Origin of the sequence: Shinella sp. HZN7, from assembly GCF_001652565.1 — a bacterium.
Lineage (GTDB): Bacteria > Pseudomonadota > Alphaproteobacteria > Rhizobiales > Rhizobiaceae > Shinella > Shinella granuli.
The window spans coordinates 3,675,780-3,697,420 of sequence record NZ_CP015736.1 but is presented as its reverse complement, the minus strand read 5'-3'; the positions used below and the strand labels follow the sequence as shown (position 1 = coordinate 3,697,420).

General features: G+C 66.1%; 24 protein-coding genes. 15 read left to right on the top strand and 9 right to left on the bottom strand.

Translation table 11 applies throughout. The features are described from left to right. Position 1 precedes the first annotated feature (1 nt). Both cysW and shn_RS17775 read left to right on the top strand, forming a co-directional pair. The gene (gene cysW, locus shn_RS17780; RefSeq protein ID WP_064331591.1) at positions 2 to 898 is read left to right on the top strand and encodes a sulfate ABC transporter permease subunit CysW; all 897 of its coding nucleotides are present in this window, start codon (positions 2 to 4) and stop codon (positions 896 to 898) included. Then, a complete protein-coding gene (locus tag shn_RS17775; protein WP_064331590.1) occupies positions 895 to 1,917 on the top strand; it encodes a sulfate/molybdate ABC transporter ATP-binding protein in 1,023 nt (340 codons plus the stop codon). Before cysW ends, shn_RS17775 begins: the two co-directional genes overlap by 4 nt. A gap of 59 nt (positions 1,918 to 1,976) precedes the next feature. On the opposite strand, the gene shn_RS17770 is transcribed toward shn_RS17775, so the two are convergent. Continuing rightward, the gene (locus tag shn_RS17770) at positions 1,977 to 2,651 is read right to left on the bottom strand and encodes a TlpA disulfide reductase family protein (RefSeq protein ID WP_064331589.1); all 675 of its coding nucleotides are present in this window, start codon (positions 2,649 to 2,651) and stop codon (positions 1,977 to 1,979) included. A gap of 22 nt (positions 2,652 to 2,673) precedes the next feature. Here shn_RS17770 and argH point away from each other — a divergent pair, with 22 nt between their 5' ends. From argH to shn_RS17750, 4 genes are all read left to right on the top strand, one after another. Next, a complete protein-coding gene (gene argH / locus shn_RS17765; protein ID WP_064331588.1) occupies positions 2,674 to 4,077 on the top strand; it encodes an argininosuccinate lyase in 1,404 nt (467 codons plus the stop codon). A 104-nt stretch (positions 4,078 to 4,181) separates the two neighbouring features. After that, entirely contained in the window at positions 4,182 to 4,367 is a 186-nt protein-coding gene (locus shn_RS17760) for a lipoprotein (protein WP_064331587.1), read from the top strand. A gap of 12 nt (positions 4,368 to 4,379) precedes the next feature. Beyond that, positions 4,380 to 5,648 carry a diaminopimelate decarboxylase gene (gene lysA / locus shn_RS17755; protein ID WP_064331586.1) on the top strand — a complete coding sequence of 423 codons (1,269 nt, stop codon included), beginning with the start codon at positions 4,380 to 4,382 and terminating at the stop codon, positions 5,646 to 5,648. Between the two features lie 118 nt (positions 5,649 to 5,766). Further along, positions 5,767 to 8,391 (top strand): TIGR02302 family protein, encoded by a 2,625-nt coding sequence (locus shn_RS17750; RefSeq protein ID WP_064331585.1) that lies wholly within the window; start codon positions 5,767 to 5,769, stop codon positions 8,389 to 8,391. Between the two features lie 7 nt (positions 8,392 to 8,398). Here shn_RS17750 and shn_RS17745 read toward each other — a convergent pair whose 3' ends face one another. The 3 genes from shn_RS17745 to shn_RS17735 all read right to left on the bottom strand — a co-directional run bounded on the left by shn_RS17745 (position 8,399) and on the right by shn_RS17735 (position 10,250). Further along, complete coding sequence (locus shn_RS17745; RefSeq protein ID WP_064331584.1) at positions 8,399 to 8,758, bottom strand: response regulator; 360 nt, start codon at positions 8,756 to 8,758, stop codon at positions 8,399 to 8,401. A 177-nt stretch (positions 8,759 to 8,935) separates the two neighbouring features. Further along, positions 8,936 to 9,484 carry a hypoxanthine phosphoribosyltransferase gene (gene hpt / locus shn_RS17740; RefSeq protein WP_064331583.1) on the bottom strand — a complete coding sequence of 183 codons (549 nt, stop codon included), beginning with the start codon at positions 9,482 to 9,484 and terminating at the stop codon, positions 8,936 to 8,938. Positions 9,485 to 9,575: 91 nt separating this feature from the next. Then, positions 9,576 to 10,250 (bottom strand): hypothetical protein, encoded by a 675-nt coding sequence (locus tag shn_RS17735; RefSeq protein WP_064331582.1) that lies wholly within the window; start codon positions 10,248 to 10,250, stop codon positions 9,576 to 9,578. Positions 10,251 to 10,453: 203 nt separating this feature from the next. On the opposite strand from shn_RS17735, the gene ftsE reads away from it, so the two are divergent. From ftsE to shn_RS17715, 4 genes are all read left to right on the top strand, one after another. Further along, positions 10,454 to 11,113: a cell division ATP-binding protein FtsE gene (gene ftsE, locus shn_RS17730; protein ID WP_064331581.1), complete on the top strand. Its 660-nt coding sequence runs from the start codon at positions 10,454 to 10,456 to the stop codon at positions 11,111 to 11,113. Continuing rightward, complete coding sequence (locus shn_RS17725) at positions 11,106 to 12,113, top strand: ABC transporter permease (RefSeq protein ID WP_064331580.1); 1,008 nt, start codon at positions 11,106 to 11,108, stop codon at positions 12,111 to 12,113. Before ftsE ends, shn_RS17725 begins: the two co-directional genes overlap by 8 nt. 70 nt (positions 12,114 to 12,183) lie before the next feature. After that, positions 12,184 to 12,897, top strand: a complete 714-nt coding sequence (locus shn_RS17720) for a YdcF family protein (protein ID WP_064332684.1) — start codon at positions 12,184 to 12,186, stop codon at positions 12,895 to 12,897. Positions 12,898 to 13,032: 135 nt separating this feature from the next. Next, complete coding sequence (locus shn_RS17715; RefSeq protein ID WP_064331579.1) at positions 13,033 to 13,821, top strand: 1-acyl-sn-glycerol-3-phosphate acyltransferase; 789 nt, start codon at positions 13,033 to 13,035, stop codon at positions 13,819 to 13,821. Here the strand turns inward: shn_RS17715 and shn_RS17710 are convergent, their stop codons facing one another. After that, positions 13,822 to 14,373 (bottom strand): gamma-glutamylcyclotransferase, encoded by a 552-nt coding sequence (locus shn_RS17710; RefSeq protein WP_064332683.1) that lies wholly within the window; start codon positions 14,371 to 14,373, stop codon positions 13,822 to 13,824. It lies immediately after the preceding gene. 85 nt (positions 14,374 to 14,458) lie between these two features. Between shn_RS17710 and shn_RS17705 the strand changes: the two genes are divergently transcribed. Then, the gene (locus shn_RS17705) at positions 14,459 to 15,466 is read left to right on the top strand and encodes a DUF2125 domain-containing protein (protein ID WP_064331578.1); all 1,008 of its coding nucleotides are present in this window, start codon (positions 14,459 to 14,461) and stop codon (positions 15,464 to 15,466) included. A 2-nt stretch (positions 15,467 to 15,468) separates the two neighbouring features. Here the strand turns inward: shn_RS17705 and shn_RS17700 are convergent, their stop codons facing one another. Next, the gene (locus shn_RS17700; protein WP_064331577.1) at positions 15,469 to 16,398 is read right to left on the bottom strand and encodes a prephenate/arogenate dehydrogenase family protein; all 930 of its coding nucleotides are present in this window, start codon (positions 16,396 to 16,398) and stop codon (positions 15,469 to 15,471) included. 64 nt (positions 16,399 to 16,462) lie between these two features. After that, positions 16,463 to 17,212 (bottom strand): class I SAM-dependent methyltransferase, encoded by a 750-nt coding sequence (locus shn_RS17695; protein ID WP_064331576.1) that lies wholly within the window; start codon positions 17,210 to 17,212, stop codon positions 16,463 to 16,465. A gap of 90 nt (positions 17,213 to 17,302) precedes the next feature. Between shn_RS17695 and gloB the strand changes: the two genes are divergently transcribed. Further along, entirely contained in the window at positions 17,303 to 18,067 is a 765-nt protein-coding gene (gloB, locus tag shn_RS17690; protein ID WP_064332682.1) for a hydroxyacylglutathione hydrolase, read from the top strand. Further along, positions 18,067 to 18,489: a cupin domain-containing protein gene (locus shn_RS17685; protein WP_064331575.1), complete on the top strand. Its 423-nt coding sequence runs from the start codon at positions 18,067 to 18,069 to the stop codon at positions 18,487 to 18,489. Before gloB ends, shn_RS17685 begins: the two co-directional genes overlap by 1 nt. Here shn_RS17685 and shn_RS17680 read toward each other — a convergent pair whose 3' ends face one another. Continuing rightward, complete coding sequence (locus tag shn_RS17680) at positions 18,490 to 19,371, bottom strand: DMT family transporter (RefSeq protein ID WP_064331574.1); 882 nt, start codon at positions 19,369 to 19,371, stop codon at positions 18,490 to 18,492. A 40-nt stretch (positions 19,372 to 19,411) separates the two neighbouring features. After that, on the bottom strand, positions 19,412 to 20,203 hold the full coding sequence (locus tag shn_RS17675; protein WP_371328569.1) for a DUF3108 domain-containing protein: 792 nt from the start codon (positions 20,201 to 20,203) through the stop codon (positions 19,412 to 19,414). 241 nt (positions 20,204 to 20,444) lie between these two features. On the opposite strand from shn_RS17675, the gene rpmB reads away from it, so the two are divergent. Continuing rightward, positions 20,445 to 20,735, top strand: a complete 291-nt coding sequence (gene rpmB / locus shn_RS17670; protein WP_064331573.1) for a 50S ribosomal protein L28 — start codon at positions 20,445 to 20,447, stop codon at positions 20,733 to 20,735. A gap of 151 nt (positions 20,736 to 20,886) precedes the next feature. Beyond that, positions 20,887 to 21,525, top strand: coding sequence for a VUT family protein (locus tag shn_RS17665; protein ID WP_064331572.1), 639 nt, complete (start codon positions 20,887 to 20,889; stop codon positions 21,523 to 21,525). Positions 21,526 to 21,641: the final 116 nt, after the last annotated feature.

The following is a 21,641-nucleotide window of genomic DNA, read 5'->3' as shown; positions in this document are numbered from 1 at the left end:
CATGGCGCATCCTGGAAAGGGCAAGCCGCCTCGCGTCGGCGACAATCCGGTCTTCCGCCGCACGCTTCTCGCCTTCGTGCTCGTGCTGGTCGCGCTGATGATCGTCGCGCCGCTCGTCGTCATCGCCGTCGAGGCCTTCTCGCGGGGCGTCGGCTATTTTGCCGCCTCGATCGCCGATCCGGATACGCGGCACGCGATCCTGCTGACGGTCGTCACGGCGCTGATCGCGGTGCCGGTCAACACGGCCTTCGGCGTTGCGGCGGCCTGGGCCATCACCAAGCACGATTTCCGGGGCAAGCGGCTGCTCACCGTCGTCATCGAGCTGCCGTTCTCCGTGTCGCCCATCGTGGCGGGCGTCTCCTATCTCTTCGTCTACGGCCTGCAGGGCCTGTTCGGCCCGGCGCTGCAATCGGCGGAGATCAAGATCCTCTTCGCGCTGCCGGGCATCGTGCTGGCCAGCATGTTCGTGACGGCGCCCTTCGTGGCGCGCGAACTGATCCCGCTGATGCAGGCGCAGGGGCGCGATCTGGAGGAGGCGGCGACGTCGCTGGGGGCGAGCGGCTGGCGCACCTTCGTCTCCGTCACGTTGCCGAACATCAAGTGGGCGCTGCTCTACGGCGTCGTGCTCTGCAATTCGCGCGTGATGGGCGAGTTCGGTGCCGTCTCCGTCGTCTCGGGCAATATCCGCGGCCAGACGAACACGCTGCCGCTGCATATCGAGCTGCTCTACCACGACTACAACGCGGCCGGCTCCTTTGCCGCCGCATCCATCCTCGCCGGCCTTGCCATCGTCACGCTCATCGCCAAGGTGGCGCTGGAGCGGCAGGGCGCGGGCCGCGTCCAGCGCCCCTCTCAACTGGCCGGCGCCGACAGCATCACTCCGGAGGTAAAGCCGTGAAGATCCGCCTCGACAATGTGGTCAAGGAGTTCCAGACCTTTCGCGCCGTGCACGGCGTGTCGCTCGATATCGAAAGCGGCGAGCTGGTGGCGCTGCTCGGCCCGTCCGGCTCCGGCAAGACGACGATCCTGCGCATGGTCGCCGGCCTTGAATATGCCGATGGCGGCGCGATCTATTTCGGCGAGGAGAATGCGACCGACATTCCGGTGCGCGAGCGCGGCGTCGGTTTCGTCTTCCAGCACTATGCCCTCTTCCCGCACATGACCGTCGGCGAGAACATCGCCTTCGGCATGAAGGTCTCCAAGGTCAAGCGTTCGCCCGAGGCGATCGCCAGACGTGTTGCCGAACTGCTCGATCTCGTGCAGCTCGGCGGCCTCAAGGACCGCTTTCCCGGCCAGATCTCCGGCGGCCAGCGCCAGCGCGTGGCGCTCGCCCGGGCGCTCGCCGTCGATCCGCGCGTGCTGCTGCTCGACGAGCCTTTCGGCGCGCTCGACGCCAATGTGCGGCGGGACCTGCGCCGCTGGCTTCGGAAAATTCATGACGAACTGGGCATTACCACGCTCTTCGTCACGCACGACCAGGAAGAGGCGCTGGACCTTGCCGACCGGGTCGTCATCCTGAACAAGGGCAAGATCGTGCAGGAGGGCACGCCCGAGGCGGTGTGCCGCAATCCGGCCGATGCCTTCGTGATGAACTTCCTCGGCGATGCGAACCGGCTCGATGCCGATATCCGCGGTGGCAAGGCCTATGTCGACGACGTGGCCTTCGAGGCGGGCGGCGTGGCGGATGGCAGCGGCCAGATCCTGTTCCGCCCGGCCGACGTCACCTGGCGCGAGGACGGGCACGGCATCGCCGCGAGGATCGTGCGGGTCATCGACCGGCCGGATTCACGTCGCGTGCTGGCGCTGACGGGCAGCGGCCAGCCGGTCGAGTTCGACACGGCGCCGGAATTCCCCCACCGCAAGGGCGAAGCGGGGTTCCTCGACATCCGAGGGCCGCGCGCCTATCCGGCGGCGTAACCCCCTTCTGCAATGCCGACCATCTCCCCCTCAAGGAGGAATCGACAAGAGGCCCGCGCTTAAGTTCCCGGCGCCGCCAGCGCGGCGTTGATCAGCGCCTTGGCGTCGTCGCTGTCCCAGGCGGCGGGGCCGTTCATGGCCGAGATCAGGCAGCCCTTGTCGTCCATCAGCAGGGTGACGGGCAGGCCGAAGGCGAGGCCCTCCTTCTTCAGCGTGTTGAAGACGCCCATCGAGGCATCGCGGTAGTAGCCGAGCTCGTTGACGCCGGTTTCGGTGAGGAAGGCCTTCGGCTTCTCGTCGTCGCCGGTGTCGATGTTGATCGCCACGACCTCGAACCTGTCGCTGCCGAGCTCCTTTTCGAGCGCGTTGAGCGCCGGCATCTCCTCGCGGCAGGGCACGCACCAGGTGGCCCAGAGGTTGACGAGCAGCGTCTTGCCGGAAAAATCGGCGATCGTCTTCTTCTTGCCGTCGGGGCCGTCGAAGACGAGATCGGGCAGCGGGCGGTGCTCGTCCACCGTGCGCATGGCGGCGACCTGCCCCCTGGAAAAGGGCGTCAGGGCCTCGGCCTTCGCCGCGGCGGCCGCGCAGGCGGCGGGATCGGCGGAAGCGACCGCGCCATTGCCAGACAGGCTTTCCTTCACGTATATCGCAGCACCACCGGCGAGAAGTCCGGCGAGTCCGGCAATGGCGATGAGCTTTCCTGCCGGCAGGCCGAGTTTCTTCTTCACTGTCATTTCATTCTCCAGGACGGGACCCATGGCTGACGGCACTTCCGAGACGAAATCCTCGAACCAGATGTGGGGCGGCCGCTTCGCCTCGGGACCGGATGCGATCATGGAGGAGATAAATGCCTCCATCGGCTTCGACAAGAAGCTTTATGCCCAGGACATCCGCGGCTCAAAGGCGCATGCCGAGATGCTCGCCCATCAGGGCATTATTTCGGCGGACGATAAGGAAAAGATCGTTCACGGTCTCGACACGATCCTGTCGGAGATCGAAAGCGGCAGTTTCGAGTTCTCCCGCCGGCTGGAAGACATCCACATGAATGTCGAGGCGCGGCTGGCGACGCTGATCGGCCCCGCGGCCGGCCGCCTGCACACCGCCCGCTCGCGCAACGACCAGGTGGCGCTCGACTTCCGCCTCTGGGTGAAGGAAGAGCTGCAGAAGACGGAGAAGGCGCTGACGGGTCTCATCGCGGCCTTCCTCGATCGTGCCGAGGAGCACGCCGAGACCGTCATGCCGGGCTTCACCCACCTGCAGACCGCCCAGCCGGTGACCTTCGGCCACCATTGCATGGCCTATGTCGAGATGTTCGGCCGCGACCGCCAGCGCGTGCGCCACGCCATCGAGCATCTAGACGAAAGCCCGATCGGTGCCGCCGCGCTCGCCGGCACGGGCTACAATATCGACCGGCACATGACGGCGAAGGCGCTCGGCTTCCGCGAACCGACCCGCAACTCCATCGACACCGTGTCGGACCGCGATTTCGCCCTGGAATTCCTGTCGATCGCCGCGATCGCCGGCGTTCACCTGTCGCGCCTTGCCGAGGAGATCGTCATCTGGTCGACGCCGCAATTCGGCTTCATCCGCCTGTCGGATGCCTTCTCCACCGGCTCCTCCATCATGCCGCAGAAGAAGAACCCGGATGCCGCCGAGCTTGTGCGCGCCAAGACCGGCCGCATCAACGGCTCGCTGATCGCGCTCCTGACGGTCATGAAAGGCCTGCCGCTCGCCTATTCCAAGGACATGCAGGAAGACAAGGAACAGGTCTTCGACGCGGCCGAGAGCATCGAGCTGGCGATTGCCGCGATGACCGGCATGGTGCGCGACATGACCATCCGCACCGACAGGATGAAGGCGGCGGCCGGGTCCGGCTATTCCACTGCCACCGATCTTGCCGACTGGCTGGTGCGCGAGGCGGGGCTTCCCTTCCGCGACGCCCACCATGTGACGGGCCGCGCCGTGGCGCTGGCCGAGAGCAAGGGCTGCGACCTTGCCGACCTGTCACTTGAGGAGCTGCAGGCGATCCACGCTGCCATCACCGCCGACATCTTCAACGTCCTGACGGTCGAGGCCTCGGTTGCGAGCCGCAAGAGTTTCGGGGGCACCGCGCCCCTGGAGGTGCGCAAGCAGATCGCCTGGTGGCGGCAGCGGAACTGATCCGGCCGCTTGCAGGACTCATGAACAGAATCAGGGTGCACAAGGGCGGGCGAATTCGCTAAGGATGGTGCCCACTCGATCACCGGCATTTCCAGGGAACGCTTATGACACGCATCGATATCGGCAGGCTGGCTTTCGTGCTCGGCCTTTCGGCAGCGGTTCTTGCCGGCTGCGGCCGCAAGGGCGATCTCGACCTGCCGGGCGGCGCGCAGCCGGTCTACAAAACCGTCGACGGCAAGAAGGTCGAGCAGGTCGAAGACAAGCCCTTCATCCTCGACCCCCTTCTCTGAAGGATCAGCACTGTGAACCATTTCGAGCATCGCGACGGCATCCTCCATGCGGAGGACGTGCCGATTCCCGAAATCGCCAAGGCCGTCGGCACGCCCTTCTACGTCTATTCGACGGCCACGCTGGAGCGCCACTACAAGGTTTTCTCCAAGGCTTTCGACGGCGTCGATGCCATGGTGTGCTATGCCATGAAGGCGAATTCGAACCAGGCGGTGCTGAAGACGCTCGCCCGGCTCGGCGCCGGCATCGACGTGGTCTCGGAGGGCGAGCTGCGCCGGGCGCTGGCCGCCGGCGTTCCCGCTTCGCGCATCATGTTCTCCGGCGTCGGCAAGACGCCGCGCGAGATGGATCTGGCGCTTGAGGCCGGCATCTATTGCTTCAACGTCGAATCCGAGCCGGAACTGGAGGTGCTGAACGCCCGCGCCGTGAAGGCCGGCAAGGTGGCGCACGTCTCCTTCCGCATCAATCCCGACGTCGATGCCCGCACGCATGCCAAGATCTCGACGGGCAAGAAGGAAAACAAGTTCGGCATCTCCTGGGAGCGCGCCCGCGCCGTCTATGCCCGTGCCGCCAGCCTGCCGGGCATCAAGGTGACCGGCATCGACATGCATATCGGCAGCCAGATCACCGAGCTGCAGCCCTTCGAGGACGCCTTCAAGCTCTTGCGCGAACTCGTCGACACGCTGCGCGCCGACGGTCACACCATCGATCACGTCGATGTCGGCGGCGGGCTCGGCATTCCCTACAAAACGGACAATGCGCCGCCGCCGTTGCCGGATGCCTATGCCGAGATCGTCAAGAACCAGCTCAAGGGGCTGGACTGCAAGATCGTGACCGAGCCCGGCCGGCTGATCGTCGGCAATGCCGGCATCCTCGTCACCGAGGTCATCTATGTGAAGGATGGCGGTGAAAAAACCTTCGTCATCGTCGATGCGGCGATGAACGATCTCATCCGCCCGACGCTCTACGAGGCCTGGCACGAGATCCAGCCGGTCGTCATCTCCGCCGCCAGTGCGCCGCGCATCCGGGCGGACGTGGTAGGCCCGGTCTGCGAGACCGGCGACTATCTGGCGCAGGACCGCGAAATGGCGCAGCCGAAGCCCGGCGACCTCATCGCCGTCGGCTCCGCCGGCGCCTATGGCGCCGTGCAGGCCGGCACCTACAACAGCCGCCTGCTTGTGCCGGAAGTGCTGGTCAACGGGTCCCGGTTCCACGTCGTGCGGCCGCGGCTTACCTATGATGACCTGATCGGTCTCGATTCGGTGCCGGACTGGCTCGTCTGACCCCCGGAAGCGCTAAAACCGGCCGCCCGCGCGATCACGATTTTGCGCGTGCCCTCGTCTTCGCCACAAAGCATGTTATCTTTTAGCGGTGACAACCTGCAGCGGAGAGCGGCAACCGATGGCGATTGACACGCGAGGACAACGCGAGAAGGAGGCGACCGGCAATCCGGTGGCCCGCCGGCTTGCGGGAAAACGCCTTGCCGCCCAAGCCATTCTCTATATGGAGGCGCTCGCCCCGCGGGTGCTGCCGATCCTGCTTCTTGTCGCCGCTTTCCTGGCGCTCACCTGGTTCGGCTATTTCCGCCATGTGCCGGCCTGGCTGCATCTTGCGACGCTCGCCGCCTTCGCGCTCGGCCTTGTCGGCCTGCTCGTCCGCCTGCGCGGCATCGACTGGCCGTCGACCGACAGGGCCTATCGCATGCTGGAGGCGCGCAATGCGCTCGCCCACCAGGCGATCCGCGTGCAGGACGACCGGCCGGCCGGCGGCGGTGCCGTTGCCGAAGCGCTGTGGCACGAGCACCAGGCGCGCATGGCGCGGATGATCGGCGCGTTGAGGACCGGCACGCCGGAGCCGGACATCGCCCGCCACGACCGCCATGCCCTGCGTGCCGTGCCGCTCCTCCTCGTCGCCATCGCCTTTGCCTTCTCCTATTCCAACCGCGGCGGGCTTCTGACGGATGTGGTTACCGTGCGTGCACCCGCCGAAACCGCGCCGGACGTGCGCATCGATGCCTGGGTGACGCCGCCTGCGCATACTGCGCGCGCGCCCGTCTTCCTCACCGGCAACACGCAGGGCCAGCCGGGCGAGGCCGACAAGGGCGAGATCCGCATTCCGCAGTTCAGCGAACTGACCGTGCGCGTCACCGGCGGCAGCGGTGATGAACCGGTGAGCTATCAGGTGACCGGGGAAGCCGCGGCCACGGCCATCCGCCCCGAGGCGGACAAGCCGAAGGACGAGAAGGCCGAGGGCGCGAAGGCCGAAGCCAGGGTGCCGGTCGCGATGGCCAATGGCGCCAAGACCATGCGCTACAAGATCCTGAAGGACGGCACGCTCTCGGTCGCGGGCCAGACCTGGACCTTTGCGGTCATTCCGGACCGCGTGCCGGAGATCGCCTTCGACGGCATCCCGAAGAAGACCGTCGCCTCGGCGCTGGAGATCAGCTTCATCGCCAAGGACGATTACGGCATCCAGGAAGCCCATGCGGAGATCGTGCCGGTCGAACAGCCTAAGGATGCGCGCCCGCTCTATCCGCTGCCGGAATATAGGCTCGACCTGCCGCGCCGCGCCGCGCGCGATGCCAAGGGCACGACGAGCCGCAACCTCTCCGAACATCCGCTTGCCGGCAAGCGCGTGAAGATCACGCTCGTCGCCAAGGATGCCGCCGGGCAGGAGGGGCGCAGCCAGCCGGTCGAGATGATCCTGCCGGCCAAGACCTTCTTCGAGCCGCTCGCCGCGGCCGTCGCAGAGCAGCGGCAGGTCTTCGCGCTCGATGCCAACCAGCTTCCGCATGCGATTGCGCTCAACGAGGCGCTGACGATCCGGCCGGAAGAGACGATCCCCAACCTCACGCATTACCTGCTGCTGCAATCGGCCAATGCGCGCATGAAGCTTTCCCGCTCGGACGACCAGATGCGCGAGACGGCGGACTATCTCTGGGAAATCGCCCTCGGCATCGAGGACGGCAACCTGTCGCTGGCCGACCGCCGGCTGCGCGAGGCGCAGAAGGCGCTCTCCGAGGCGCTGGAGCGCAACGCCTCCGACGAGGAGATCGCCGCGCTCATGAAGGAGCTACGGGAGGCGATGCAGGCCTATATGGAGGAGCTTGCGCGCCAGGCGGCCAAGAATGGCCAGATGCAGCAGAACGCCCAGCAGCAGGGCCAGATCCTGCGCCAGCAGGATTTGCAGCGCATGATGGACCAGATCGAGAATCTCGCCCGCTCCGGCGCGCGTGACCAGGCCCAGCAGATGCTCTCCGAACTGCAGCGCCTGATGAACAACCTTCAGGCCGGTCGGCCGCAGCAGGGGCAGCAAGGCCAGCAGAACGACGCAATGCGCCAGCAGATGGACAAGCTCGGCCAGTTGATGCAGCAGCAGCAGAAGCTGATGGAGCAGACCTTCCAGTTCGACCAGGCGCTGCGCGACCGCCAGCAGCGCGGCGATCCGATGCCAGGCGAGGAGGGCGAACAGCAGCCGGGCGACAACGGCGCCGGCCAGCGGCCCACAGACCAGATGACGGCCGATGAGCTTCGCGAGGCGCTGAAGAAGCTTCAGGAGCAGCAGGACGCGCTGGGCAAGCAGCTCGGCGAGATCCAGGAAGCGCTGAAGGGCATGGGGCTGGAGCCCGGCGAAGGCTTTGGCCAGGCCGGCCGCGAGATGAAGGGCGCTTCGGAAGCGCTCGGCGAGGGCCAGGGCGATTCGGCCGTCGGCAGCCAGGGCCGCGCGCTGGAAGCGCTGCGCCAGGGCGCGCAGAACATGATGAGCCAGATGCAGGCCATGATGGGGCAGGGCCAGGGACCCGGCGAAGGCATGCCGCAGGCGGGCCGCAACGGCCGCGATCCGCTGGGCCGCGAGCGCACCCTCAACGGGCAAGGCCCGGATTTCGGCGGGCCGACCAAGGTTCCGGAAGAGATCGATATCCAGCGGGCGCGCGAAATCCTGGAAGAGATCCGCCGCCGTCTCGGCACCGGGTCGGCGCCGGGCTTCGAACGGGATTATCTGGAACGGCTGCTCGGGATCCGCTGAGGCGCGGTCAGGCCGCCAGCGCCGTCGCCACGGCGCGGCGGATGTCCGGCAGGCTGAAGGGCTTGCTCACCACGTCGACGATCTTCGAGGCGAGGTCGTCGGCCCGCTCGCGCTGCTCGGCATAACCGGTCATCAGCAGGATCTTCAGTGCCGGATGGGCGGCGGACGCCTTGTGGGCAAGCTCGATGCCGTCCATCACGGGCATGCGGATGTCGGACAGGAGGAGATCGAAGCCGCCTTCCGTCAGGGCGTCGAGCCCGGCGGCACCGTCCGGCGCCTCGACGGTCTCGTGGCCGTCCATGCGCAGCGCCCGCGCCACGAAGGTGCGGAGCGAATCCTCGTCCTCGGTGATCAGGATCTTGGCCATCGGTTCCCCTTTCGGTCCGTTCATCCGGCCTTGTTCCAAAGCGCTGCCGATTGAGGGCAATGGAACAGGAAGCCGAGCGGCAGACCGATTCTCCGGTGCCGCTCCGTGAACGAAAAGACCAGACTTTCCTTGTCGATCGGTAAACGACCGATGGGGGAATCTGCGGTCAGGCCGGCGTCAGGTGTCCGCGTCGCCCGTCACGACGCCGACGAAGGGCAGTTCGCGGAAGGCATAGGCGACGTCCATGCCGTAGCCGACGACGAAATGATCCGGGCATTCGAAGCCGACATAGTCGGCCTCCAGATCGGTCTTGCGCTTCTCGCGCTTGTCGAGCAGCACGGCGATCGTGACGTTGCGGGCGCCGCGCTCATACATCAGCTCCTTGGCGAAGCTGAGCGTGCGGCCGGATTCGAGGATGTCGTCGATCAGCAGGATATCGCGGCCGTGCACGTCGCTGTCGATGTCCTTGATGACCTTCACGCCCTGCGAGACGGTGCCGGCGCCATAGCTCGACAGCGTGATGAACTCGACTTCCGGGGCAAGGCCGGCCGCATGGAGGGCGCGGGTGAGGTCGGCTGCGAAGATGAACGAGCCCTTGAGCACGGCGATGACGAGAAGGTCCTTCGTCGGGCCGCTGGCGATCGCGGCTGCCAGTTCTTCGTTGCGCTTGGCGATCGTAGCGGCGTCGTAGAGCGTTTCGATCTTCTTTCCGCGGACAATCTGCATCGCGAGGCGGCTCCTTGGTCGTGGGCAAGTCCGGCAAATCTCTTGGTTCTGCGTGCGGAATTGCGGGAAACAAAGGAGCCGATTAGCACAGTCAGCGGGCGGGCGCACCCTCGGCGGCGAGCGAAACCGAGACTTTCGGCACTTTTCCGCCGCTGTGCGGAATGCGCAGCGCGAAGGTCTCGCTGGCCCCCGGGGCGAGCGTCGCGGTTTCGAGCGCAAGACGATGACGGAGCGTCTTGTCCGCGCCTTCGAAGACGATGTCGATCGGCGGGACGGCGGCAACGGTGTCGCCGCCATTGGTGAGGCGGCCATAGACGGCGAGCACCTTCATGCCGTTGCGGTCGTCGACCGTGGTGATGACATCGGCGATGCGCAGTGTCTCGCCCGGTTCGCCCGTGGGAAGCGCCGCCTTGAGGGCGGAAAGGCCGCCGGCATAGGCGAAGACGAAGATGAACGCTGCCGTGACGAGGCCGGCGAAGGCGCGGCCCGGAAGCAGTTGCAGGCCGGCCTCGCAGAGCCGGGCGCCGGCTGCGGCGATGCGAAGCGGCAGAGGATGCTGCTGTGCCTCGGCCGGCTTTGGCCGGATGGGACGATGATTGTCGTTGGAGGTGCGGGCGGCGGTGCTGCGGATGACGACGAAATCGGCGTCGACCACTTCGAGACGCGCCGGGAACGGCCTTGCGTTCCTGCGGGCCGGCGTCTTCGGTTCCGGCGGCAGAAGGTCGATCCGGCCTTTCGCCTCGCGTCTTGCTCTGAAGGCGTTCATCGCGACCTCCTCGCTTTACCAGTGCCCTTCCGCGCAAATCATCGGCGAAAAGTCGGGCATTGAATGAAATCCTTACCAAACGTAAACCATACTGGTTAATGCTTCGGAAACCCGACCGTGAAAGAGCCGTTTTCCTGTGCGACCTCGCCAGCGGACCTGCTTCGGCGGGCAAGGGTAACCCGCTTCTAGAACCGGATTGATCATTGATTCACTTCGAGAATGTCGGACTGCGTTATGGGATGGGCCCGGAGATTCTCCGCGACCTGACCTTCGATATTCCGCGCCGCTCCTTCCAGTTCCTGACCGGGCCGTCCGGTGCCGGCAAGACGACGCTGCTGCGCCTGCTCTTCCTCTCCCTGCAGCCGACGCGCGGCATCATCCGCACCTTCGACCGCGAAATCTCGGCCATCCCGCGCGACGAGCTGCCGATGCTGCGTCGGCGCATCGGCATCGTCTTCCAGGATTTCCGCCTGCTCGATCACCTGACGACCTATGAGAACGTCGCCCTGCCGCTGCGCGTGCGCGGCAAGGAGGAATCGAGTTACCGTGCTGATGTGCTCGAACTCCTGAAATGGGTCGGGCTGGGGGAGCGAATCAACGTCCTGCCGCCGGTTCTGTCGGGCGGGGAGAAGCAGCGTGCGGCCATTGCCCGCGCCCTCATCGACCGGCCGGAACTGCTGCTCGCCGACGAGCCGACCGGCAATGTCGATCCGCCGATGGCGCGGCGGCTGCTCAGCCTCTTTCTCGAACTGAACCGGCTCGGCACCGCCGTGGTGATCGCCACGCACGACCTCTCGCTGATGGACCAGGTGGAGGCGCGGCGCATGATCCTCTCGCAGGGGCGGCTCGACATCTATGACTGACGCGCCCCGTGAGACCGCCCAGGAGGCCCAGCCCGCCCGCCGGCCGGAAATGAAGGTGCGCCCGACGGCGCCCATCGTGCCGCCGGCAAACGTCTCCGGCAATGCGCTGATGCTCGTCATCGCCATCATGGCCTTCCTCGCCTGCCTCACCTTCGGCGCCGTCAGCATGGTGCGGGCGACGGCGGCGAGCTGGCAGAGCCAGATCTCCCGCGAGATCACCATCCAGATCAAGCCGGACGACGATCTCGACATGGAGAAGGCGCTCACGGAGGCGCGCGACCTCGCGCTCACCTTCTCCGGCACGCGCGACGGCACGATCGTCGACAAGGCGGCGACGGCAAGGCTGCTCGAACCCTGGCTCGGCGAGGGGCTGAACATCGATGAATTGCCGGTGCCCCGCCTCGTCATCGTCACCATCGACGAGCAGGCCCCGCCCGATTTTTCGGCGATGCGGGCGGCGCTGGCCGAGAAGATCCCGACGGCCTTCCTCGACGATCATCGCACCTGGGTCGACCGTCTCGTTGCCATGGCGCGCACGACGGCGTTCATCGGCACGGGCGTGCTGGTGCTGGTCTTTTCCGCCATGGTGCTGACCGTCATCTTCGCGACGCGCGGCGCGCTTTCCGGCAACCGGCACATCGTCGAGGTGCTGCATTTCGTCGGCGCCGAGGCCAGTTTCGTCGCCTCCGAATTCCAGAAGCATTTTCTGAAGATCAGCCTGAAGGGCTCGGTGGCCGGCGGGTTCCTGGCGGCGCTGTTCTTCGCCGTTGCCGGTTTCTGGCAGGGGCGCTCCATCGCGACGCCCCAGAGCGACCAGGCGACGGCGCTGTTCGGCACCTTCTCCATGGGGGCCATGGGCTATCTCGGCATTGCCGGAACCATCGTCGTCATCGCGCTCCTGACCACGCTGACGGCCCGTTTCACCGTCATGCGGACCATCCACGAGATCGACCAGATCCGTTCCGATCCCTCGCGTACCGACCAGTTGCCCGACCCATGACGTGGGCCGGACGAACCGTCGCAGCGAAACGGACTATCCGTTGCCGCAATCGCGTTTTATGGACGGAATCATGAACGCGCTTGAACGGGGAAAGCCGGATGTGCCGCAGGGCGCCCGGTCTGACGGGGCAGGGCGGCGGCGCAAGGGCCCCGTCCGCCTCGCTGTGCGCGTGGTTCTCGCGCTCCTCCTGCTTGCCGCCGTGGCGGGCACGGGCGGCTTCCTCTATTTCGCCGAAACCGTCGCCGCGCTCGAAGCGCCGAGCGATCCGAAGGCCGATGCCATCGTGGTCCTGACCGGCGGCTACCAGCGCATCGACCGGGCGATCGACCTTCTCAAGCAGGGGGCCGGCGAGCGGCTGCTGATCTCGGGCGTCAACCCGGCGACGAGCGGCAACCAGCTTCGCAAGCTCACGCAGAGTTCCTCCACGCTTTTCGAATGCTGCGTCGACATGGGCTACGAGGCGGTGGACACGATCGGCAATGCCAACGAAACGGCGCGCTGGATCAGTGATCACCAGTTCCGCCGCGTGCTCGTCGTCACCAACAATTACCACATGCCGCGCAGCCTGCTGGAGCTGAAGGTCAGCGATCCAAGGACCGAGTTCATCGCCTATCCCGTTGTCAATTCGGACCTGAAGAACGGCAACTGGCTGCGCCAGCCGGGCATCATGAAGGCGATGCTGTCGGAATATATCAAATACAGCTTTGCGCATATCCGCGCCTTTGCCGGCGCACGCAGCTGGTCCGGCCTTCGCGGCGACATGGCAGGCCTTTCCGGCGGTTGAGCACAGCGGCGGGAGTCTCCTTTCAGGCCCTTTATTTTCCGCATCTCGTCATTGCAAAACCGCACACACTTTTGCGCGACACGGTTTTGAATATCGTGTAGGGCGAAGAAACGCGTCCCGCTGACAGGCTGCCCGATGATCGTTTTCCGTTCCGTGCTTTTCAATGCCCTCTTCTACTTCAATCTCATCGTGCAGATGATCGTCATGACGCCGGCCTATTTCCTGCTGCCGCGCAAGAAGGCCTACGGCATCGCAAAGAACTGGGTGAGGAGCAACCATTGGCTCTTCGAGGTGATCGTCGGCACGACCTTCGAGATCGAAGGGCTGGAGAACATCCCGAAGGGCGGCTACATCTTCGCGCCGAAGCACCAGTCCTTCTGGGATGCCTATGCGCTGCTGCCCTGGCTGGACGATCCCTTCTACATCCTCAAGCGCGAACTCACCTGGATCCCGCTCTTCGGCTGGTATCTGAAGAAGCAGCGCATGGTGCCGGTCGACCGCAGCGCGCGCGGCAAGGTCATGGCCGCGGTCATGCAGCGCACCAAGGACGAGATGAATTCCGGCCGCCAGCTCATCATCTACCCCGAGGGCACGCGCCGCCCGCCGGGCGCCACGCCGGAATACAAATACGGCATCGCCCGGCTCTATCGCGATCTGCAGGTGCCGGTCGTGCCCGTCGTCATGCATCCGGGCCTGTTCTGGCCGCGGCGCAAGTTCATCCGCTATCCCGGGCACTTCAAGGTGCGCATCCTGCCGGCGATCGAGCCGGGCATGGATCCCGATGCCTTCCTCGCCCATCTCGTCGAGGTGATGGAAACGGCGAGCGACCGGCTGCTGGTGGAAACCGCGGCGGCGAACCCGAACCTTCCGCTGCCGCCGACGGCCGAGCGGCGGCTGGCGGAGCTGAAGGCGCATGCCGCCTGATCAGGCGGAGCCTCGCGCGTGGAGGTTTTCCGCGGTGCGGCCGACATCCTCCAGCCAATGGTCGCGGATGCCCATTTCGCGCAGATGCGCCAGCGTGTTGCGCACATAGTCGATATTGTGGCCGGACTTGCCGACGGCGGTGCTGACGGTCGCGGCCGCCTCCTCGATGGAGAGCGCACCGGCGAACTGGTGGTGGGCGCGGTCGCAGATATAGGCGAGCGTCGAGACCCGGCGGCCGTCGCCGAGCGTCGCGGCGAGCGTGCGTTCCTTGTAGACATGGGTCACCAGCTCCCGCTCGCGCAGGTAATCGACCACCGCCTCCCGGCTTGCGGGCGCGATGCGGAAGGCGACGCCGCGGCAGGAGCCGCCGCGATCGAGGCCCAGCACCAGGCCGGGTCTCGCCTCCGTGCCGCGATGGACCCAGGAGCGCACGCAGAGCGAACGGCGGAAGCCGAAGAGATGGGCCGGCTGCTGTTCCTCGAATTCGAAGCCCGGATTCCACATCAGCGAACCGTAGCCAAAAACCCAGAATTCGTTCATATCCACCGTCACCTGGACCATCTCTCAAAAAGCCGCCGCAATTGCCGGCTTTGACGCGCTTGCGGGCAAATCATGTCCGCCACCATTGGAGAACAACATGGCATCGTCAAGCCGCGCCGGCACGTCCGGCGTCACGCGCAAACTCGTCCGGCTCGCCGTTGCCGTCGTTCTCGTCGCCGTGCTCTATACGGGCGGATGGTTCTATGCCGCAAGCTGGCTGAAGGACACGCTGGACCGGCAGCTCGCCGCGTCCGCGCAAAGCCTGCATTCGGCCTCGTGCCGCAACCTTTCCGTCCGCGGCTTCCCGTTCCGCATCGGCCTTTTCTGCGATGCGGTCGACATCGACGACCGCCCGACGGGCCTGTCGGCGACCTTCGGGGCGCTGCGCTCGGCCGCGCAGGTCTATCGACCGGGTCATGCGGTGATCGAACTCGACGGGCCGGCGCAGGTGCGCGTGACGCCCGATCTCGTCTTCGATGCCGACTGGGACCTCCTGCGGGCGAGCGGCACTGCCTGGACGAACGGGCTCGACCGTGCCTCTGTCGCCTATGACGGGTTGAAGGGTCGGCTCAACGTGCCCTCGGAAGCCGTTTCGCTCGGTCTGACCGCTGCCCATGGCGAGAAGCATATCCGCCAGTCCGGCGACGCGCTCGATGTCGCCGCTTCCTTCGACGCGCTCTCGCTCGATCTTGGCGACCGGGTGCTGCCACCGCTTAACGTTTCGGCCGACATGACGATTGCCGATGCGGCGACGTGGATTTCCGCCGAAGGCCCGCCGGCCGGTGCGCCGCTCGGTGCAAGCGTGGAACTGCGCCGCCTGTCGCTCGATCTCGGCGACGGCAAGGTGGCGACCCTTTCCGGTCCGCTCAAAGTGGGCGACGACGGTTATCTCTCGGGCACGCTCGATCTCGACATTGCCGGCATCACGTTGTGGCGCGACCGGATCTCCGAGGCGTTCCCGGAGATCGCGGCGACGGCCACGCAGGTCGCGCAGGCGATCGAGGGCCTGTCGAAGGGCGGCGACCGGGCGGTGGTGAAACTCAACGTCCAGGACGGGACGGTCTATCTTGGCCTCTTCCCGATCGCGTTCATCCCGCCGATCTGATCTCAGCTCTTCCTGTCGGCCACCGGCCGGCCGAAGTTCGGCGCGGACGTGTCCTGGCCCGCATCGATGATCGAGCGGCGGATGGCGCGGGTGCGCGTAAAGAGATCGAAGAGCTTCTCGCCGTCGCCCCAGCGGATGGCGCGCTGCAGATAGGCGAGGTCCTCGGAAAAACGCGCCAGCATTTCGAGGATCGCGTCCTTGTTGTGCAGGCAGACGTCCCGCCACATCGTCGGGTCCGAGGCGGCGAGGCGGGTGAAATCGCGGAAACCCGAGGCGGAATATTTGATGACTTCGGATTCCGTCACGGTCTCCAAGTCGTCGGCCGTGCCGACGATGTTGTAGGCGATGATGTGCGGCAGATGCGAGACGATGGCGAGCACCTTGTCGTGGTGTTCCGTATCCATCTCGTCGACCTTGGAGCCGAGCGCTTCCCAGAAGGCGGCGAGCCGGCGCTTGGCCTCCTTGTCCGTGCCGTGCACGGGGGTGAGGATGCACCAGCGGTTCTGGAACAGTTCGGCGAAGCCGGCGTCCGGGCCGGAATGCTCGGTGCCCGCCAGCGGGTGGCCGGGGATGAAATGCACGGTCTTCGGCATGTGCGGCAGCATCTGCGCGACGACCGAGGCCTTGGTGGAGCCGACATCGGTGACGATGGCGCCGGGTTTCAGGTGCGGGGCGATGTCCTCTGCCACCTTGCCGGAGGCGCCGACGGGCACCGAGACGATGACGAGATCCGCGCCCTCGACCGCCTTGCCGGCGTCATGGACGTAATCGGTGCCGAGCTCGAGTTCGCGGGCACGGTCGAGCGTCTCCTGGCTGCGGCTCGAAATGGTGACGGCCTTGGCAAGGCCCTTCGCCTTGACGGCGCGGGCGATGGAGGAGCCGATGAGGCCGATGCCGATCAGCGCGATCTTGTCGAAATGTCCGTCCGTCATGCCCTTTGCCCTTCGTTTCCGCTTGGGCCCGCTCTAGCGGGCGGGCCGGCATTTGTCGAGGGGATCAGCGCGCCGCGCGCTCGCGCGTCGTCGGTACGCCGTGCGGGGCGAGCACGGGCACGAAGACGCGGCGCGAGGCGCGGGCGGCGACGGGCAGGCCCTGGTAGAGCCGCTTCTGCGCCTCCACGATGATGACGCCGGAGAACATCGGCCAGAGCGTGCGCCCCAGCCGCTCGAAGGCGCCGCGCAGTTTCTGCACGCTGCGCAGCTTGGAGGGCGGGAAGAACAGCGCTTCGGCCGAGGCGCCGGGCGTGAAGTTGGTCTCGCGCAACAGCGCGGTCAACTGGCCGCGCGAATAGGGCCGGCCGGAGCCGAAGGGCGTGTGCTCCATGCGCGCCCAGACGCCGCGCCGGTTCGGCACGACGATGACGAGCCGTCCGCCCGGGGCCAGAACGCGCCAGAGTTCCTTCATCGTCTCGCGCGGGTTTTCCGCAAATTCCAGCGAATGCACCATCAGCACGCGGTCCACCGAGGCATCCGGCAGCGGCAGTTCCTCGTCGAAGACGAGGGCCGTGGAGGAGAGCTCGCCCGGCGGCCAGTTCACCGCACCCTGGCCGGCCGGCATGAAGGCGAAGGTGCGCTCCGTATCGGCGCGGAACCGTTCCAGATAGGGCACGGCATAGCCGAGCCCGACCAGCCGCTCGTCCGGCAGGCGCGCCCAGAGCGAGGCGAGCGCCATGGCGATCGAATGGTCGGCGAGGCGCCCGAGCGGCGAGTGATAGAATTCACGAAGGTCGACGATATCGGCATGCATGACCTGAATGTGCGCGACGGGCCGGTGGACTTCAAGGCCGATTGCCTTACATTCCCGCCGACCGCCCGCCAATGCGATGAGGAATGCGCCATGACCCCGCTGGAAATAGACCTCTTTCCCTGCCGCAGCGACAATTTCGGCGTGCTGCTGCACGATCCTGTGACGGGGGCGACCGCGAGCATCGATGCACCGGAGGAAAAGCCGATCCTCGATGCGCTCGCCCGTCGCGGCTGGACGCTCAGCCATATCTTCACGACGCATCACCACAACGACCATGTCGAGGCCAATCTCGCGCTGAAGGACCGCTTCGGCGTCACGATCATCGGGCCGGCGCGCGAGACGATCCCGGGTATCGACCGCAAGGTGGATGGCGGCGACAGTTTCGACTTCGCCGGCAAGCCTGTCGAGGTCATCCTGACGCCGGGGCATACGGCGGGACATATCTGCTTCCATCTGCCCGGGGAAAGGCTACTCTTTGCGGCCGATACGCTCTTTGCGCTCGGCTGCGGCCGGCTCTTCGAGGGCTCGCCGGCTGAGATGTGGGATTCGCTGTCGAAACTCGCCGCGCTGCCGGAGGAGACGACCGTCTATTTCGGCCATGAATACACGCTCTCCAATGCGCGCTTTGCCATAACCGTCGATCCGGACAATGCCGCGCTCGCAAGCCGCGTGGCGGAGATCGAGTCGCTTCGGGCGGCAGGCGCGTTCACCGCGCCGACGACCATCGGCCTCGAAAAGGCGACCAACCCCTTCCTGCGGGCTGCCGATCCGGCGATCCGCCGTCATCTTCGCATGGAAAAGGCGAGCGACGCCGAGGTCTTTGCGGAAATTCGTGCGCGCAAGGACCGGTTCTGATGACGCCGCAGGATATCATCGCCCGGCTCGGCATGGAGCGGCATCCGGAAGGCGGCTGGTATGTGCAGACCTTTCGCGACACGGCGGGCGGGACGCGGGGGCATTCGACGGCCATCTTTTATCTGCTGGAGCGGGGCGAGCGCTCGCACTGGCATCGGGTGAGGGATGCCGTCGAGATCTGGCATCATTATGCCGGCGGGCCGCTGGCGCTGTCGGTGAGCGACGGTGCGGAGCGGGCGGCGGTGCAGGTGCTGGGGCCGGATCTTGCGGCGGGCGAACGGCCGCAGGTCATCGTGCCGGCGAACTGGTGGCAATCGGCCGAACCGCTCGGCGACTGGACGCTGGTCGGCTGCACGGTCTCGCCGGGCTTCCTCTTCTCCTCCTTCGAGATGGCGCCGCCCGGCTGGGAGCCGGGCGCGTGATCAGGCCGGGCTTGCCGCCGCCCTGCGCAAGATCATGTCCTTGGCGGCGAGGATGGCCCCGCCCGTGACCAGCAGGCAGGCAAGGCCGATGCGCCAGGACGGTTCGGCAAAACCGGAAAGGATCAGCACGAGCGTCGAGAGCAGCGGTGCGGCATAGCTGGCCGCCCCGAGGATCTGGATGTCGCCGTTCTTGACGCCGAAATCCCAGGCATAGAAGGCCGCGCCGACGGGCAGGAGGCCAAGGCCGGCGACGGCGAACCATTCGAAGCCCGTTTGCGGCCAGACCGTGGTTTCCAGCATCAGGTGGCAGGCAAGCGAGAGGAGGGCGGTAGCGAGGCAGAAGCCGGTCACCACATCCGTCGAGACCGCCTCGAAGCGGCGGGTGAGCAGCGAATAGCCCGACCAGGTGAAGGCGCAGAGGAAGGCCGCGCCATAGCCGAGGAGATAGGCATCGTCGAAGGCGAAGCCGTTGCGGCCGACGATGAGCACCGTGCCGCCGAGGCCGAGGAACGCGCCGACGACATGGTTCCATTTCAGCCGCTCGCCCGGCAGCAGCGCCGAGCCGACGACGATGAGCAGCGGCCAGAGATAGGCGATGAGGCCGGCTTCCACGGCCGGCGCGTTGCGCAGCGCGGTGAAATAGAGGAAGTGGTAGCCGAAGAGGCCGAGAATGCCGGTGAGCCAGACCTTGGCCGGCTGCCGCAGAAGCCTGGTGCGCTCGGGCCGGGCGATGAGCACGAGGATGCCGGGCAGGCTGCCGATCAGGAAGCAGACGGCGGAGAGCTGGAAGGGCGGCATCTTGCCGGAGGCCGCGGTAAAGAGCGCGAGCAGCGACCACATCAGGATCGCCGAAAAGCCAATCAGGGTCGCACGCGTCTTCAAGGCCGATCACTCCCGCCGGTCCGCCGACGGGCCGGGCGCGTCAGCCGCCGAAGCGCGTGGCCGAGACGGTGACAGGGCCGAGCTTGGTCGGAATCTGTACATAGACCGGAGCATATACCTTCGCGCCCTCGGCCTTGGCAAACCAGATTTCCATCGTCTGCAGCTTGCGCAGGTATTCCACGTCGTCGCGGCCCTTGCGATAGCCGGATTTCGGCACGAAGCGGATGCCGCAGACGACGACCTCGCCCTCGAAGCCCTTGGTGGAATAGGGCTTGGTGCCCTTGGAGCTCAGCTTCAGGTCGAGGCGGCTCTCGCCGTCGAAGATCGGCAGCGTCTTCGGGCAGACGCGGCTTCCCTCCGGGATGATGAGGCCGGAAATCGGGTCGAGCACGGCGCGCATGTCGGCGGTGGAGACGGGCACCCAGTTCTTCGGCTTGCGCCGCGGCGGCGTCATGCTGGCGGTGATGACATTGCCGTTGTGGAAGGTGACGTCGATGGCGCGGCTGCGCTTGCCGCTCTTGTAGTTCACCGAATAGTTGGTGGCGTGCAGCCGGCCGCGGCTCACGGTGCCGGAGACCGAGGTCGTGCCCTTGGTGCTCGAGAAGATATCGGCAAGGCCGGCCGATTGCAGGCTGCCGGAAATCGTGTAGCGGTTGCCGTTGAAGGCCGAGCGGAAGGTGGCGGTGGCCACCGGCAGGCCGGACAGGCGGATGCTGTAATCCGTGCGATGCTCGATTTCCGCCGACGAAAGCGGCGTTGCACCACCCGCAAGGGCAAGCGACATGACAGCGCCAGCAACCCAAACCCGCCTGCTCATCTTCACGACTCCCATTGAGACGCTCCGCCTAGTCTGCCATTGCGGCGATTCTACGCCGCGGCAAAAGTCCGTTCCACTTGCTCTTGCCTGCAAATCATGGCCTTTGGCAACTGAATTCAGGGTGAACGGCAGGTTTGGCTTGACGTCGGCGCCGCCTGTGACTATAGAACCGCGACTTTCCAAAAAGGCCAGACGGACTGCGGCCGGTTTCGGTGCCGGAAACGTATTGTCCTGAACCAAGAAAAATAGGTGTACCATGTCCCGTAGTTGCGAATTGACCGGCAAGGGCGTCCAGTCGGGCAACAATGTGAGCCACGCAAACAACAAGACGAAGCGCAAGTTCCTGCCGAACCTGTGCAATGTCACGCTGATTTCCGACGCCCTCGGCCAGCGTTTCCGTCTTCGCGTTTCCGCCGCTGCCCTCCGCTCGGTCGAGCACCGCGGTGGCCTCGACGCCTTCCTGCTGAAGGCCGAAGAGAACGAACTGTCGATGCGCGCTCGCCTGCTGCGCCGCCAGATCGCCAAGAAGACCGCTGCAGCCGCCTGATCCAAGGCGTCACGTCAGACCGTTTCATTGAGGCTTGACCGGGTCCCGGGCAGGCCTCAATGCTTTGCGCTAAAACGCAATTCCTGCGGAAAGCCGCTTTTCCCGGAATCGCCTCATCCCTCCAACTGGTGGCATCACCCAGGATAAAAAAATGCTCGCGAACCGCATTACCCTTCTCTATGTCCTCCTGATGACGGCCGTGGTCGTCGCCTCCAACGTGCTGGTGCAGTATCCGCTTTCGGGCGTGCTGCTGGGCATCAACCTCGGCGACCTCCTGACCTATGGCGCCTTCACCTATCCGGTCGCCTTCCTCATCACCGACCTCACCAACCGCCAGTTCGGCCCGCGCGTCGCGCGCCGCGTCGTCGCCGCCGGTTTCGTCGTGGCGGTGGCCTTCTCCTTCGCCGTCGCCTCGCCGCGCATCGCGATCGCATCCGGCTCGGCGTTCCTCTTCGGCCAGTTGCTCGACATCTCGGTCTTCAACACGCTCCGCCGGCAGGCCTGGTGGCGCGCGCCGCTGATCGCCTCGCTGATCGGCTCGCTGCTGGACACGATCCTGTTCTTCTCCTTCGCCTTCGCGCCGGCCTTTTCCGTCTTCGGCCCGAACGATGCCTTCGCGATCGAATGGGCACCGATCCTGGGCGTTCTTGCCGCGGAAGCCCCGCGCTGGATCTCCTGGGCGCTCGGCGATTTTTCGGTGAAGGTTCTGGTCGGCTTCGTCATGCTGCTGCCCTATGGTGCGCTGATGAGCAAGCTGAAGCCGATGCCGGGCGTCGAAAAGCTGGCCTGAGAAGAAAGCACAGCCGACGGGCGAACAGGTTGACGGACACGCCTTGCCCCACCCGCCGTCTTCATCCCTTGGCCTTGAGCCGAGGGCCCATCGCCGCGCCTGGAGCGTGAATGCCC

What these genes read in the sequence shown, in the direction of transcription:
- cysW (WP_064331591.1), top strand. Translation starts at nt 2, where the DNA reads ATGGCGCATCCTGGAAAGGGCAAGCCGCCTCGCGTCGGCGACAATCCG.
- shn_RS17770 (WP_064331589.1), bottom strand. Translation starts at nt 2,651, where the DNA reads ATGACAGTGAAGAAGAAACTCGGCCTGCCGGCAGGAAAGCTCATCGCC.
- argH (WP_064331588.1), top strand. Translation starts at nt 2,674, where the DNA reads ATGGCTGACGGCACTTCCGAGACGAAATCCTCGAACCAGATGTGGGGC.
- shn_RS17760 (WP_064331587.1), top strand. Translation starts at nt 4,182, where the DNA reads ATGACACGCATCGATATCGGCAGGCTGGCTTTCGTGCTCGGCCTTTCG.
- shn_RS17750 (WP_064331585.1), top strand. Translation starts at nt 5,767, where the DNA reads ATGGCGATTGACACGCGAGGACAACGCGAGAAGGAGGCGACCGGCAAT.
- shn_RS17745 (WP_064331584.1), bottom strand. Translation starts at nt 8,758, where the DNA reads ATGGCCAAGATCCTGATCACCGAGGACGAGGATTCGCTCCGCACCTTC.
- hpt (WP_064331583.1), bottom strand. Translation starts at nt 9,484, where the DNA reads ATGCAGATTGTCCGCGGAAAGAAGATCGAAACGCTCTACGACGCCGCT.
- shn_RS17735 (WP_064331582.1), bottom strand. Translation starts at nt 10,250, where the DNA reads ATGAACGCCTTCAGAGCAAGACGCGAGGCGAAAGGCCGGATCGACCTT.
- shn_RS17725 (WP_064331580.1), top strand. Translation starts at nt 11,106, where the DNA reads ATGACTGACGCGCCCCGTGAGACCGCCCAGGAGGCCCAGCCCGCCCGC.
- shn_RS17720 (WP_064332684.1), top strand. Translation starts at nt 12,184, where the DNA reads ATGAACGCGCTTGAACGGGGAAAGCCGGATGTGCCGCAGGGCGCCCGG.
- shn_RS17715 (WP_064331579.1), top strand. Translation starts at nt 13,033, where the DNA reads ATGATCGTTTTCCGTTCCGTGCTTTTCAATGCCCTCTTCTACTTCAAT.
- shn_RS17705 (WP_064331578.1), top strand. Translation starts at nt 14,459, where the DNA reads ATGGCATCGTCAAGCCGCGCCGGCACGTCCGGCGTCACGCGCAAACTC.
- shn_RS17700 (WP_064331577.1), bottom strand. Translation starts at nt 16,398, where the DNA reads ATGACGGACGGACATTTCGACAAGATCGCGCTGATCGGCATCGGCCTC.
- shn_RS17695 (WP_064331576.1), bottom strand. Translation starts at nt 17,212, where the DNA reads ATGCATGCCGATATCGTCGACCTTCGTGAATTCTATCACTCGCCGCTC.
- gloB (WP_064332682.1), top strand. Translation starts at nt 17,303, where the DNA reads ATGACCCCGCTGGAAATAGACCTCTTTCCCTGCCGCAGCGACAATTTC.
- shn_RS17685 (WP_064331575.1), top strand. Translation starts at nt 18,067, where the DNA reads ATGACGCCGCAGGATATCATCGCCCGGCTCGGCATGGAGCGGCATCCG.
- shn_RS17675 (WP_371328569.1), bottom strand. Translation starts at nt 20,203, where the DNA reads ATGGGAGTCGTGAAGATGAGCAGGCGGGTTTGGGTTGCTGGCGCTGTC.
- rpmB (WP_064331573.1), top strand. Translation starts at nt 20,445, where the DNA reads ATGTCCCGTAGTTGCGAATTGACCGGCAAGGGCGTCCAGTCGGGCAAC.
- shn_RS17665 (WP_064331572.1), top strand. Translation starts at nt 20,887, where the DNA reads ATGCTCGCGAACCGCATTACCCTTCTCTATGTCCTCCTGATGACGGCC.